Below are 12,391 nucleotides of genomic sequence, written 5' to 3' on the forward strand. Positions count from 1 at the left end.
GTTGCGGTCCAGCACGGCGCCGATCCGCCGGGGTGCGGGAGTGCCGGAGCCCGGCCGATCAGGCGATCCGGCGCAGCCGGCGCACCGTCAGGTAGACCAGCCCCACGGCCAGCGCCGCGAAGATCCCGCTCTCGATCCCCTGGAACACCCAGAACCGGTCCGCCGGCTGGTACAGCTCCCAGTTGTAGGCCCCCGGTCCGGCCTGGGCGCACAGGCTGCCGGGGTCGGCCGGGCCGCCCGCGCAGCCGATCTGGCCGTCGCCCATCACCAGCTTCCCCGCCGCGTTCCGCACTCCCTCGCTCAGGACCCACGCCCCCGAGGAGCGGTTCGCCAGCACGGGGGAGTCCACCGTGTACGTGAGCACCTTCGCGGCCAGGTAGTGCGGCCGCAGGCCCACCTCCACCAGCACCCGGACCGCCACGAACCCGCCCAGGGTGGCCGCCATCGCCGGCAGCACCTTGGGCCAGACACTGCCCGCGAAGGTCCCCAGGGCCAGCGCGAACAGGGTGTAGGCGATCGGTGCGACGCCCTGGGCGTCGAAGTACCCGTACGCCATCCGCCCGGTGCCGGAGCTCGCCAGGGGGGCGATCCACCAGGAGACGCCCAGCGCGTACACCGCCGCGAGCAGCACCGCCGTCCCGCCGAGCAGGCCGAACTTGGCGGCGGCCCACCGGCGGCGGTCGATGCCCTGGGTCCAGACCAGCCGGTGCGTCCCCTGCTCCACCTCGCGCGCCACCACCGGGGCGCCGAAGAACAGGCCGATCAGCAGCGGGAGCAGCAGGAGCAGGACGGCGACCACCGAGAAGGTGCCGAACCGGTCCGTGAAGGCCTGCTGCATCCGCCCGCACCCGTGCGGGCTGTCCGCCACCAACTGGGCGGTGCCGGCCGCGCGCAGGCAGGCGGCCAAGCCCGAGGAGCTCGCGAACGAGCGCATCTGCAGCCCCGTGGGCACCAGCAGGGCGGCCAGCACGGCCAGTCCGACCACCGTGTACAGGGCCTGCTTGCGGTGTTGACGCCAGGTCAGCCAGATCACGCGGCCACCTCCGATGCGGTACGGGCGGCCGCGCGGGTCTCGGCGGCGGCGAGGTGGGCCAGGACCAGGTCTTCCAGGGCGACGTCGTGCACGATCCAGGACGGGTCGAGCGGGGCGCCGTCCAGCCGCACCACCAGGGTGGACTGGCGGTCGGTGTGGCTGGCCCGCAGCACCTCGGCCACGCCGGGGATCGGGCCGTCGGTGCGCGGCCCGACCAGGGTGCGGTGTCCGACCAACAACTCGTCCACTTCGCCGGAGAGTTGGACGGACGCGGTGCGCAGCAGGACGAGGTGGTCGCAGCTGCGCTCCAGATCGGCCAGCAGGTGCGAGGAGAGCAGCACGGTGGTGCCGGTCTCGGCCACCGCGCCCATCAGGGTCTGCATGAACTCGTGCCGGGCCAGCGGGTCCAGGGCCGCGATCGGCTCGTCCAGCAGCAGCAGGCGGGGGCGCTTGGCGAGCGCCAGGGCGAGCGCGACCTGGGCGCGCTGGCCGCCGGAGAGCCGGCCGACCGGCCGGTCCACCGGGATGCCCAGCTGGGCCAGTCGGTCGGCGGCCAGGTCCGCGGCCCAGGTCCGGTTCAGCCGGCCGCCCATGGTGATCAACTCGGCGGCGGTGAAGTCCCGGTAGAGCGGGGTGTCCTGGGCCACGAAGCCGATCCCGGCCAGGACGCCGGCGTCGGCGCGAGGGTCCCGGCCGAAGACCCGCACCCGTCCCTCGTCCGGGCGCAACAGCCCGACGGCCAGGTGCAGCAGGGTGCTCTTGCCGGCGCCGTTCGGGCCGACCAGCGCGGCGATCCGGCCGGTCGGCAGCTGCAGCGTGCAGTCCCGCAGGGCCCAGCTGCGCCCGTAGCGCTTGCCGAGCCCCTCGGTCTCCAGGGCGAATTCTGTCATCTGTGCTCCCGCATGGTCACTGTTCCAGGGTGGCGCGCAGGGTGGTGTCGATCAGGGCGGCGATGTCCTCGCGGGTCAGGCCGGCGGCGCCGGCCCGGTCCAGCCAGGCGATCAACTCGGTCCGCAGTGCTGCCTGTTGCTCCAGGGCTGGGCCGGCCAGCGAGCCGACCAGGAAGGTGCCCACGCCGGGGCGCCCCTCGGCCAGGCCCGCCATCTCCAGCTCCTTGTAGGCCTTCAGGACGGTGTTGGGGTTGATCGCCAGCGCCTGGGCCACCGACCGCACCTTGGGCAACTGGTCACCGGGCCGGGCCAGTCCGACCCGCAGCGCCTGTTTCACCTGGAGCACCAGCTGCATGTACGTGGCCACCTTCGAGCGGCCGTCCAGCACGAACTCGATCACCAGTTGTTCTCCTATTGTCTTACGACAGTAGGACAGCCTGCCCACGATCGAACGGGCTGTCAAGGGCGCAGGTCAGCAGGCTGATTGACGATTCGTCACGGCATCGACTCCGGAGCGGAACGCAGTTCGGCCCCCGACCGCTGGGCGGTCGGGGGCCGAACTGTGCTCGGGGGCGGGTCAGTCCGCGGGGCGCAGCACCACCGGGAGGCGGCGGTGCCCGTTGGAGATGAAGGACTCCACCGGGGTCAGCTGCTCCTCGGCCAGGGCCAGCTCGGGGAACCGGGCGAAGATCGCCGGCAGGGCCAGCTCGGCCTCGATCCGGGCCAGCGGGGCACCGAGGCAGAAGTGGGCGCCGTGGCCGAAGGCGACGTGGTCCTTGTCGGTGCGCAGCAGGTCGAACTCGTCGGCCGTGGCGCCGTGCAGCTCGGGGTCGCGCCCGGCCGCCGCGTAGCCGGCCAGGATCGCCTCGCCCTTGCGGATCAGCACGTCGCCGGCCTGCACGTCCTCCACCGCGTAGCGCAGCGGCAGGTTGGCCACCGGCGACTGGACCCGCAGGGCCTCCTCGATCACGTCGCTCCAGTTGGCCCGGCCGGCGCGGACCAGGGCGAGCTGCTCGGGGTGGGTGAGCAGCAGGTGGATCGCGTTGTCCAGCAGGTTGACCGTGGTCTCGTGGCCCGCGCCCAGGAAGAGCAGCAGGGTGGCGAGCAGTTCGTCCTCGGTGAGGGCGGCCCGGTCGCCCTCCTGCTCGTCGTCGCGGACCGTGATCAGCACGCTGGTCAGGTCGTCGGCCGGCTCCTTGCGCCGGCGGGCCACCAGCTCGGCCAGGATCCGGAACACCTCGGCGTAGTTGGCCTGCGCGGCCTCCGCGCTGATGGTGGTGTCGAAGATCGCGTCCACGCAGTCCCGCAGGCCCGGCTGCAGGTCCTCCGGCACCCCGAAGAGCGAGCAGATCACCTGGATCGGGATCGGGTAGGCGTAGCGCTCGCGCAGGTCGACGACGGCGCCGGGGGCGGTGCCGTCCAGCCCGTCCAGCAGCTCCGTGACGATCTGCTCCACCTGCGGGCGCAGCGCCTCGCTGCGCCGGGCGGTGAAGGCCCCGGCCACCAGCTTGCGCAGCCGCCGGTGGTCCTGGCCGTAGGCGGTGAACATGTTGTCCACCGAGACCCAGATGTTCAGCGGCCAGTCGGCGGGTATCTCACCGTTGACGAAGGCGGACCAGTGCTGCCGGGCGCTCTTGGAGACCCGGGGGTCGGCGAGCAACTGCTTGACCAGCGCCTGGCTGCCTACCGCCCACGCCACCACGCCACCAGGGAGCTCCACCCGCGCGACCGGCCCGTCCTGGTAGAGCGCGCGGTTTTCGGCGTGGATGTCGGTTCCGGCGAGGTCGATCCGGAAGGGGCAGCGGTCGGGGTCCATGAACGGCCTCCTGGGGCGTCGTCGGGCGCGGTCGGTGCGGTGAGCGGAACAGCCTGCGGGGTGGCGAGCGAGGTGGTCACCGTGGCCGGCGGGAAGTGCACCGGCAGGGCGGCGAGCGCGCGGTGGAACGGACCCGGGCGCCAGCGCAGTTCGTCCGGCTTGACGTCCAGCTCCAGGTCGGGCAGCCGGTCCAGCAGCCGCTCCACGGCCACCGAGGCGATCAGCCGGGCGTGGCCCTGGGCCGGACAGGCGTGCGGGCCGGCGCTCCAGGCCAGGTGGGCCCGGTTGCCGGTGCGCGGCGAGCCGGCCAGGGCCGGATCGGTGTTGGCGGCCGCGAAGCTGATCACCACCGGCTCGCCCTCGGGCAGCAGGTGCCCGGCCAGTTCGACGTCGCGGACCGGGTAGTGCACGGCGTAGTTGGCCATCGGCGGGTCGGTCCAGAGCACCTCGTCCAGCGCGTCCTCCACCGGCAGGCTGCCGCCGGCCAGGTCGCCGGCGAACCGGTCGTCGGAGAGCAGCAGCCGCAGGGTGTTGCTGATCAGGTTGAGCTGCGGCTCGGTGCCGGCGCCCATCAGCAGCACCAGGTGGTGCAGCATCTCCTCGTCGTTCAGCGCGGCCGGGTGGGCCATCAGCCAACTGGTCACGTCCGGGCCGGGATCGGCCCGCTTGCGGGAGACCAGCTCGAACAGCGTCGCGGACAGCTCGGCGTTGGCCGCCTCGGCGTCGACGCCGTCGAAGATGCCGGACATGCCGCGCACCAACCGGTCGCCGAACTCGGCGGGGGAGCCGAAGAGTTCGTTGAAGACCAGGAGCGGCAGCGGACGCGCGTAGTCGGCCACCAGGTCGGCCTGGCCGTGGCCGGCGAAGGTGTCGATCAGCCGGTCCGCGCTGCGCTCCACGTAGCTGCGCAGCGCGTTGGGGTCGATCCGGTCCAGCGAGTCGTTGACCGCGCCGCGCAGCCGCTCGTGGGTGTCGCCGTCGGCGAACAGCGCGTTGGGCCGGTAGGCCATCATCGGCACCGCCGGGTTGTCGGGGGCCACCCGGCCGTCGGCCAGGCCCTTCCAGCGGCGCGGGTCCTTCGAGAAGGTCTCCGGGGAGCGCAGCACGTCCAGGCAGGCCTGGTAGGAGAGCGCCAGGGTGGCGGTGGCACCGGGGTAGAGCTCGACCGGGGCGAGCTGGCCGTGCTCGGCGCGCAGCCGGGCGTAGACGTCCGCCGGGTCGGCGGCGAACTCCGGGCTGTGGAGCGGGAAGCCGTCCTGGTGGGCGGGGCAACCGGGGGGAGGGAGAGGGGCGTTCACACAGGCTCCGCTGCTGGGGATCGGGTGAGCAGGTACTGGACGAGCGAGATCAGCGCCCGGGTGGCCGACTCCCGGTCGCGGGCGTCGCAGCTGACCAGCGGGGTGCTGGGCAGCAGGTCGAGCGCCTCGCGCAGCTCGTCCTCAGCGAACTCCGGGGCGCCGTCGAACTGGTTGACGGCCACCGCGTAGGGCAGCCCGTGCTCCTCCAGCAGGTCCATCACCGGGAAGGAGTGCTCCAGGCGCCGGGTGTCGGCGAGCACCAGGGCGCCGAGCGCACCCAGCGTCATGTCCCGCCAGAGCGGGGTGAAGCGCTGCTGGCCGGGCGCCCCGAACAGGTAGAGGACCAGGGACCGGCTGAGCGTCAGGCGCCCGAAGTCCATGGCGACGGTGGTGGTCTGCTTCTCCGGCACGCCGGTCAGGTCGTCCACCGCCACACTGGCCTCGGTCATCGGCTCCTCGGTGCGCAGCGGCTCGATCTCCGAGAGGGTGCCGACGAAGGTGGTCTTGCCGACCGCGAAGTGGCCGGTGATCAGGAGCTTGACCGCGGTCTGCACCCCGTCGCCCAGGTAACTGACCCCCTCCTCCCGGAGGTTGGTCTCAGAGCCGGGCCCGAAGGCCATCCAGTACCTCCTGGAGCAGTTGGGACGTGGGCAGTTGGGCGGGCGGGATCGGCGCCCGGGTGAGCAGGTGGCCGCTGTCGACCAGGTCGCCGAGCAGCACCTTCGCCACGCTGACCGGCAGCCGCAGGTACGCGGCGACCTCGGCCAGCGAGAGTGCGCCGTGCGCGCACAGGTCGACCATCCGGCGCTGCTCGGGGCCGAGCCCGCGCACCGGCCGGTCGGGCACGGCGGTGACCAGGGTGACCAGGTCGAAGGTGTTGCGGGTCGGTTCGAACCGCCCGTTGGTCACCACGTACGGCCGCACCAGGCCGCGGTCCGCGCCCACGGCGCGCCTCACCGCAGGGCTCCCGCGTCCTGCCTGGGCGGTGCGGTCAACTCCTTGCCGAGCCGGTCCACCAGCTTCTGCATCCGGTAGCTGACCGCCTCCATGTCCACCGACTCCCCCGCGGACACCGCGAGGTAGGCGCCGGGGCCGGCCGCCACCAGGAAGACGTAGCCGCCGGCGAACTCGATCAGGGTCTGCCGCCACGGGGTCGGCTCGCCGCCGAGGAAGCCGGCGGTGGAGCGGCTGATCGACTGGACGCCGGACAGCGCGGCCGCCTGCCGGTCCGCCTCGTCCCGGGAGATGCCGGACGAGTGGGCCCGCAGCAGGCCGTCGGCGGAGAGCAGGATGGCGTGCCGGGCGTGCGGGACCAGCAGCACGTCGTCGAGCATCCACCCCAGGTCATTGGTCGGCAGGCTGGCCAAGGAGAGCTCCTCGTGGGGGTAGAGGGGTCAGTGGGTGTCGGTGGGGTCGGCGGCGCGGCCGGCCCGGGTGCCGCGGGCGAAGGCGCCCATCCGGCGGGCGATGTCGGCAGCGTCCCGGTCCGGGTCGCCGGCCGCCGGGACGGTCGGGTCGCCGGGGACCGGCTCGGCCGTCCCGGCCGCGGCCAGCGGCTCCCGGCGCCGCCGCCGGGGCAGCCCGCCGGCCGTGCGGCCCTCGAACCTGGCCGGCTCGGCCGGTTCGGCGGCGGCGACCGGCGCGACCGGTGCGGCCGCTGTGACCGGCCGGACCGGCAGCGGTGCGGGCGGTTCGACCACGGGCGGCCGCTCGACCTGGGTGAGCAGCGCGGTGGGCAGGAAGACCACCGCCCGCACGCCGCCGTAGGGCGAGCGGGTGTCCACCGAGACCTGGAAGCCGTACCGGGCCGCCAGCACCCCGATCACCGCGAAGCCGAACTGCGGCGGGTCGCCGAGCCTGGTGACGTCCACCGAGCGGTGTCCGGTGAGCAGTTCGCCGGCCAGCTGGACCTCGCGCGGGTCCATGCCGACCCCGGCGTCGTCGATCACCACGCAGGCGCCGTGGTGCGCGGTCTGCAGGTTGACCTCGACCGTGGTGTTGGGCTGCGAGTGCCGGGCCGCGTTGTCCAGCAGCTCCGCCACCGCGAGCACCACGGGCTCCACCGCCCGGCTGACCACGGCCAGGTCGATCTGCGTGCGCAGCTCCACCCGCTTGTAGTCGCGGATCCGGGACTTGGCGCCGCGCACCACGTCGGTCAGCGCGGAGGCGCTGCGCTGGCGGCCCGGCCAGGAGCCGCAGAGCACGGCGATGGCCTGGGCCCGGCGCCCGAACTGGGAGTTGGCGTGGTCGATCTCCAGCAGGTCGCGCAGCACGCCCGGTTGGTCGTGCCGCTCCTGCATCTCGGAGATCGCCACCTGCTGCTCGTTGGCCAGCCCCTGCAGCGCGCGCATCGCGCCCTTCAGCGCGGCCTTGGCGTTCTGGTCGGCGCGGACCTCGGCACGGTGCACCGCGCCGGCGAACTGCTCGACCACGGCGGCCAGGTCACCGGCGAAGACGGTGCCGGCCAGCAGCGGATCGGTGACCTGCGGATGCGCCACCGCGGAGTGTGCCAGCGCCGGGAGTTGAACGGTGGCCAGCCGGTGCGCCTCGTCGTCCCGGGCCCGCAGCTGGGCCCGCAGACCGGCCACCGACCTGGCCCCGGCCCGGGCGGCGCGCCACTGGGAGATCAGCAGGACGAGGGCCACCAGCAGTCCGGCGGCCAGGCACCAGGTCACCGCCTGCGGTATCTGCGACATCAAGTTCCTTGCACGGGGCGTCGGCTCGGGCGCGCCTCATCTAACCAGATCGACAACAGATTGTCAGAGACCTGTCTCACTACGTGATTTGACCATTCGTTTTTCCTCCCGAGTGGCCAGAAACGATCGCCGTTGGCGAGCCGCCCGGAGTCCGGGCCGCGGTACTGAACGAGCTGAACATTTCGACGACCGTGCTTCCGGCGACCGTCCCGCTTGTACCATCCGGAAGCATGAGAGAGGCAGTTCGGGGGGCGCCTCCGCCGGCCGCGGAGCAGACGTCGACCCCCTTCGCGGAGCACTACGTCGTGTGCGGGGCGAACGCCCTGGCACACCGTCTGATCGTGGAACTGACCGAGCACTACAAGGTCCCGGTGGTCGCGGTGGTGCCGGACCGGACGCAGGACCACGGTCCGCGGATCGAGCGCCTGGAGGGCGTCGCGGCGGTGCTGGAGTTCGGCACGCTGACCCCCGAGGCGCTGGCCGCGGCCGGCGCGGCCGGCGCCCGGGGCCTGGCCCTGGTGGACGGGGACGACCAGTCCAACATCCACGCCGCCCTCACCGCCCAGGGCCTGAACCCGACGATCCGGATCGTGCTGCGGATGTTCAACCTGCGCCTCGGCGAGCAGATCCAGTCACTGCTGACCAACTGCGCCGCGCTGTCCGGCTCGGCCACCGCCGCCCCCGCCTTCGCCAACGCCGCCCTGGCACGCCCCAACTCGGTCCAGGTGGAGGACCGTTACCTCTACGTGGCGTACGACGCCGACCCCAGGGCCAACCACCTGTGCGTGGCCGCCGACCGGATCGACCCGCAGGACCTGAGCCGGATGCGGCTGCTGCCCGAGACCCCGTCGGCGGCGCTGCCGTTCATCGCCCTGGCCGGCAAGGTCGACGGCGCGAGCGGCCTGCCGGGGCAGCAGGAGCAGCAGGAGCAGCCGGAGGACCCGGACGGGATCGCGGTGCTGCAGACCCTGCCCACCGAGCCGCCGCTGCGCATCCCGCTGCTCTCCCGGCTGCGCTACCGCTTCCTGGACGGACTGCGGTTCTTCACCAGCGCCCGGATCCGACTGGTGCTGTGCACCGCCTTCGCCGCCGTGCTGTCCGCCTCGGTGGTGATCTACCACTTCAACCACAGCCTCGGCTGGACCGCCTACCTGACGCTGCTGGACATGGCCGGGTCCGCCCAGCCGGACCAGATGAACGACCCGGGTGCCGGAACCGGCGGGGCCTGGCAGCGGCTGGCCCAAGTGGTGATCACCTTCAGCGGGATCGCGCTGGTGCCGGTGATCACCGCGGTGGCGGTCGACCTGCTGGCCTCCGGGCGGCGCGGGCTCGGCCGGGCGCCGAGCGCGGGGCTGCGCGGCCACGTGATCGTGGTCGGGCTCGGCAACGTCGGCACCCGGGTGGCCACCCTGCTGCACGAACTCGGCGTCCCGGTCGCGGGCCTGGAACGCGACCCGCAGGCCCGCGGGGTGGCCGCGGTCCGCGGCCTGGGCATCCCGGTGGTGGTCGGCGACGGCCCGATGAGCGACCAACTGGCCAAGGTGCGGGGCCGGCACGCCCGCGCCGTGGTCGCGGTGACCAGTGACGACGCGGTCAACCTGGAGGCCGCGCTGGAGGCACGGGCGCTGCGCCAGGACGTCCGGATGGTGGTGCGCCTGTTCGACGACGACTTCGCGCAGCACGTCTACGCCACCCTCGGCGACCACGTCGCCTCCCGCTCGGTCTCCTACCTGGCGGCGCCGGCCTTCGCGGCGGCGCTGATGGGGCGCGAGGTGCTGGGCACCCTCTCGGTGCAGCGGCACGTGCTGCTGATCGCCGAGCTGACGGCGGCGGAGGGCTCGGCACTGGTCGGGATGAGCCGCAACGGCATCGAGGAGCTGGACGGGGTGCGGGTGCTGGCGGTGCGGGTGAACCGCGCGTCGGCCGCCTACCAGTGGAGCTACGCGGACCGCAGCCGGGGCCTGCGGGTGGGCGACCAGGTGGTGGTCGCCGCCACCCGCGGCGGCCTGGCCCGGCTCAACAGCCTGGCCCCGCACGCCCTGGTCCCGGCCCGGGGCGCGGGCTGAGCCGGCCGCGGCGCACCGGCCGCGGCGGGGCTCAGGGCAGCAGCGAGGCGCGGCGCCAGAGCGTCTCGCTGCGCTTGTCGATGATGCCGAGCTCGGTGAAGAAGGCCACCGCCTTGCGGGCCCAGTCCACCCGGGCGGCCCGCCAGTGCGGGTTGGCCGCGGCCACCCGGCGCGCCTCGACGGGGTCGAGGCCGGCCATCGCGTAGATCCGCGGGTTGACGCACTCGGCCACCGACTCGTAGGCGACCATGCCCATCACCTGGCGGAACAGCGCCCGGCGGGCCGGGCTCATCCGGGCCCACCGGCGCTCCAACTCCGGCTTGGCGTACCCGATGTGGCGGGCCTCCTCGATCACGTGGATCTTCGCCACGGCGCGGGCCAGCGGCTGCAGGCTCTCGTCCCGGATCATCTCGCGCTGCATCGCGTCGGTGAACTCCTCGACGAAGATCGCCCCGGCGAAGGTCAGCGTGGTGTCGTTGAGCAGCAGGTGCAGCTTGCCCCGGCGGTGCGCCCGGCGGCTCGGCCGGGCCGAGGGGTAGCCGGTCTTGGTGATGTACTTGGCGAACATCGTGGAGTGGCGGCACTCGTCGGCCACCTCGGTGAGCGCGTACTGCGCGTGCTGGGTGGTCAGGTCGCCGTCGTAGACGTGCCGGATCAGCCCGTTCATCAGGATCAGCTCGAACCAGATCCCGGCCGAGGTGACGCTGGCCAGCTGGTGGGTGCTCAGCCGGGCCTGCTGACGGGGCGTCAGCCGCTCCCACAGGTGGGTGCCGTAGAGGCTGACCCGGTGCGCGGGCAGGGCGAACCGGTCCGGGTCGAGCGGGGCGTCCCAGTCGATCTCGGTCAGCGGGTCGTGCGAGTGCTTGGCGGAGACCCGCAGCAGGCGGGCCGCGTTGTGCTCGCGTCGGTCGGCGGTCTCGGCGGTGGGGGAGGGTGCGGTCACGGGGTCGCTCCGGTGGGATCGGTGAGGGTGGGGGCGGCCGCGGCGGCGGGCGTGGGGAGGGCGCCGCCCAGGGCGCGCAGCGCGAAGGCGATCAGTGCGGGGACCAGGTCGTCGGGGGCCCGGCCGTCGGCGAGCGGGCCGACCAGGGCCTCGCCCACCCCGCCGACCAGCAGCGCGGCGGTCAGCTCCGGGTCCTGGGCGGGCAGCCGGCCGGCCGCGACGCCCTCGGCGATCCGGGTCGCGATCACGTCCCGGAAGGCCCGGCGGAAGACCAGGCGCTCGGCCTCCACCTCCGGGTCCACCGGCTCGGCCAGCAGCGCGTAGGCCAGCCGCGGGGTGCTCAGGGCCCGGCCGGCGAAGGTGCCGATGACCGAGGCGACCTGGTCGTGCAGGTCGCCCGCGAAGGTCGCGGCCTCGTGCACCGCCGCCACCTCCCTGCTCACCACGGTCCGGAACAGCTCCGCCACCAGCTCGGCCTTGCTCGGGAAGGACCGGTACACGCTCCCGGTGGCGATCCCGGCCCGCTCGGCGACGGCCGCCACCGAGCAGGCCGCGTAGCCGCGTTCGGCCAGCAGCTCGACAGCAGCATGGAGCACGTCGGCACGCTGCGCGTCGAGCCTGGCTTGAACCGCGGGAGTCTTCCGATAGGCCATGCGAAGAAGTGAAGCAGCGATTCAGTGCTTCAGCAATACCCCTGACGCCCCCTACGGCCGTGGACGACGCCACAGGGGCGGGGCGGCGGCCGATGCCGCTGCCCCGCCCCTGTGGCGTCGTCAGATCTTCAGGTGTTCAGGTGCTCAGGTGTCCGCGGTGGTCAGGAGACGTTGAGCGCGGTGTCGTCGATCACGAAGCTGGTCTGCTGGCTGCTGTCCTCGGTGCCGGTGAACTTGACGGTCACGGTCTGGCCGGCGAAGGAGGACAGGTCGACGGTCTGCTGGGCGTAGCCGCTGTTGGCGTTGAGGTTGCTCCAGCTGCCCACGGTGGAGCTGTTGGCCGCCAGGGTCAGCTTGTCGTAGGCGGTGGTGCCGGTCTCGGCGGTGTCGATGTGGAGCCAGAAGGTGAGGGTGGCCTTGCAGCCGGTGGGGACGGTGACGGTCTGGGAGAGGGTGTCGGTGTGGGTGGAGCCGTAGCCGTCGAGCCAGGCCTTCCAGGAGCCGGAGTGGGCGGCTTCGGAGCTGGAGTTGTCGATGACACCGCTGCTGGCGGTCCAGGGGGAGGCGGTGCCGGTCTCGAAGCCGGGGTTGCCGAGCAGCTGCTTGGCGGTGCAGCCGCTCGCCTGGGCCACGGTCCAGGTGAAGGTGGCGGTGCCGGTGGGGCCGGTGGAGTCGGTGGCGGTCACCGTGACCGAGGAGGTGCCGGCGGTGGTCGGGGTGCCGGTGACCAGGCCGGTGGCGGCGTTGATCGACAGGCCGGCGGGCAGGCCGGTGGCGGACCAGCTGAGGGTGCCGGTGGCGGTGTCGGTGGCGTGCAGCTGCAGCGAGGCGGCGGTGCCGGTGGTCCCGGACTGGTTGCCCGGGTTGGTCACGGTGACGCTGCCGGTGGTGCCGCCGGTGACGGTCCAGGTGAAGGTGGCGGTGCCGGTGGGGCCGGTGGAGTCGGTGGCGGTCACCGTGACCGAGGAGGTGCCGGCGGTGGTCGGGGTGCCGGTG

Annotated in this window: 13 protein-coding genes; 1 reads left to right on the forward strand and 12 read right to left on the reverse strand. The window is 73.4% G+C overall.

Annotated features, from left to right (window positions below):
• Nucleotides 1-58: 58 nt before the first annotated feature.
• From ACFW1A_RS23235 to ACFW1A_RS23275, 9 genes are all read right to left on the reverse strand, one after another.
• The gene (locus tag ACFW1A_RS23235) at nucleotides 59-1,033 is read right to left on the reverse strand and encodes a hypothetical protein (protein ID WP_380411102.1); all 975 of its coding nucleotides are present in this window, start codon (nucleotides 1,031-1,033) and stop codon (nucleotides 59-61) included.
• Nucleotides 1,030-1,923 (reverse strand): ABC transporter ATP-binding protein, encoded by an 894-nt coding sequence (locus tag ACFW1A_RS23240; protein WP_380411103.1) that lies wholly within the window; start codon nucleotides 1,921-1,923, stop codon nucleotides 1,030-1,032. The genes ACFW1A_RS23235 and ACFW1A_RS23240 overlap by 4 nt, the downstream gene beginning before the upstream one ends.
• 16 nt (nucleotides 1,924-1,939) lie before the next feature.
• Complete coding sequence (locus ACFW1A_RS23245; protein ID WP_380411105.1) at nucleotides 1,940-2,323, reverse strand: GntR family transcriptional regulator; 384 nt, start codon at nucleotides 2,321-2,323, stop codon at nucleotides 1,940-1,942.
• Between the two features lie 177 nt (nucleotides 2,324-2,500).
• Nucleotides 2,501-3,625 (reverse strand): cytochrome P450, encoded by a 1,125-nt coding sequence (locus ACFW1A_RS23250; protein ID WP_380411123.1) that lies wholly within the window; start codon nucleotides 3,623-3,625, stop codon nucleotides 2,501-2,503.
• Nucleotides 3,607-5,037: a cytochrome P450 gene (locus ACFW1A_RS23255; protein ID WP_380411106.1), complete on the reverse strand. Its 1,431-nt coding sequence runs from the start codon at nucleotides 5,035-5,037 to the stop codon at nucleotides 3,607-3,609. The genes ACFW1A_RS23250 and ACFW1A_RS23255 overlap by 19 nt, the downstream gene beginning before the upstream one ends.
• Nucleotides 5,034-5,657: an ATP/GTP-binding protein gene (locus ACFW1A_RS23260; protein ID WP_380411107.1), complete on the reverse strand. Its 624-nt coding sequence runs from the start codon at nucleotides 5,655-5,657 to the stop codon at nucleotides 5,034-5,036. The genes ACFW1A_RS23255 and ACFW1A_RS23260 overlap by 4 nt, the downstream gene beginning before the upstream one ends.
• Complete coding sequence (locus ACFW1A_RS23265; protein WP_380411108.1) at nucleotides 5,635-5,994, reverse strand: DUF742 domain-containing protein; 360 nt, start codon at nucleotides 5,992-5,994, stop codon at nucleotides 5,635-5,637. Before ACFW1A_RS23265 ends, ACFW1A_RS23260 begins: the two co-directional genes overlap by 23 nt.
• Nucleotides 5,991-6,371: a roadblock/LC7 domain-containing protein gene (locus ACFW1A_RS23270; protein ID WP_380411124.1), complete on the reverse strand. Its 381-nt coding sequence runs from the start codon at nucleotides 6,369-6,371 to the stop codon at nucleotides 5,991-5,993. Before ACFW1A_RS23270 ends, ACFW1A_RS23265 begins: the two co-directional genes overlap by 4 nt.
• Nucleotides 6,372-6,431: 60 nt before the next feature.
• Nucleotides 6,432-7,736: an ATP-binding protein gene (locus ACFW1A_RS23275; protein ID WP_380411109.1), complete on the reverse strand. Its 1,305-nt coding sequence runs from the start codon at nucleotides 7,734-7,736 to the stop codon at nucleotides 6,432-6,434.
• Nucleotides 7,737-7,963: 227 nt separating this feature from the next.
• Here ACFW1A_RS23275 and ACFW1A_RS23280 point away from each other — a divergent pair, with 227 nt between their 5' ends.
• Nucleotides 7,964-9,799 (forward strand): potassium channel family protein, encoded by a 1,836-nt coding sequence (locus ACFW1A_RS23280; protein WP_380411110.1) that lies wholly within the window; start codon nucleotides 7,964-7,966, stop codon nucleotides 9,797-9,799.
• A 31-nt stretch (nucleotides 9,800-9,830) separates the two neighbouring features.
• Here ACFW1A_RS23280 and ACFW1A_RS23285 read toward each other — a convergent pair whose 3' ends face one another.
• The 3 genes from ACFW1A_RS23285 to ACFW1A_RS23295 all read right to left on the reverse strand — a co-directional run.
• Entirely contained in the window at nucleotides 9,831-10,742 is a 912-nt protein-coding gene (locus ACFW1A_RS23285; RefSeq protein WP_380411112.1) for a diiron oxygenase, read from the reverse strand.
• Nucleotides 10,739-11,395: a TetR/AcrR family transcriptional regulator gene (locus ACFW1A_RS23290; protein WP_380411113.1), complete on the reverse strand. Its 657-nt coding sequence runs from the start codon at nucleotides 11,393-11,395 to the stop codon at nucleotides 10,739-10,741. The genes ACFW1A_RS23285 and ACFW1A_RS23290 overlap by 4 nt, the downstream gene beginning before the upstream one ends.
• A 161-nt stretch (nucleotides 11,396-11,556) precedes the next feature.
• Nucleotides 11,557-12,391: putative Ig domain-containing protein (locus tag ACFW1A_RS23295; protein WP_380411114.1), on the reverse strand; the 835-nt coding region annotated here is incomplete at its 5' end.

It is taken from the genome of Kitasatospora sp. NPDC058965 (assembly GCF_042741245.1).
Lineage (GTDB): Bacteria > Actinomycetota > Actinomycetes > Streptomycetales > Streptomycetaceae > Kitasatospora.

What these genes read in the sequence shown, in the direction of transcription:
- ACFW1A_RS23240 (WP_380411103.1), bottom strand. Translation starts at nt 1,923, where the DNA reads ATGACAGAATTCGCCCTGGAGACCGAGGGGCTCGGCAAGCGCTACGGG.
- ACFW1A_RS23290 (WP_380411113.1), bottom strand. Translation starts at nt 11,395, where the DNA reads ATGGCCTATCGGAAGACTCCCGCGGTTCAAGCCAGGCTCGACGCGCAG.
- ACFW1A_RS23270 (WP_380411124.1), bottom strand. Translation starts at nt 6,371, where the DNA reads ATGCTCGACGACGTGCTGCTGGTCCCGCACGCCCGGCACGCCATCCTG.
- ACFW1A_RS23260 (WP_380411107.1), bottom strand. Translation starts at nt 5,657, where the DNA reads ATGGCCTTCGGGCCCGGCTCTGAGACCAACCTCCGGGAGGAGGGGGTC.
- ACFW1A_RS23280 (WP_380411110.1), top strand. Translation starts at nt 7,964, where the DNA reads ATGAGAGAGGCAGTTCGGGGGGCGCCTCCGCCGGCCGCGGAGCAGACG.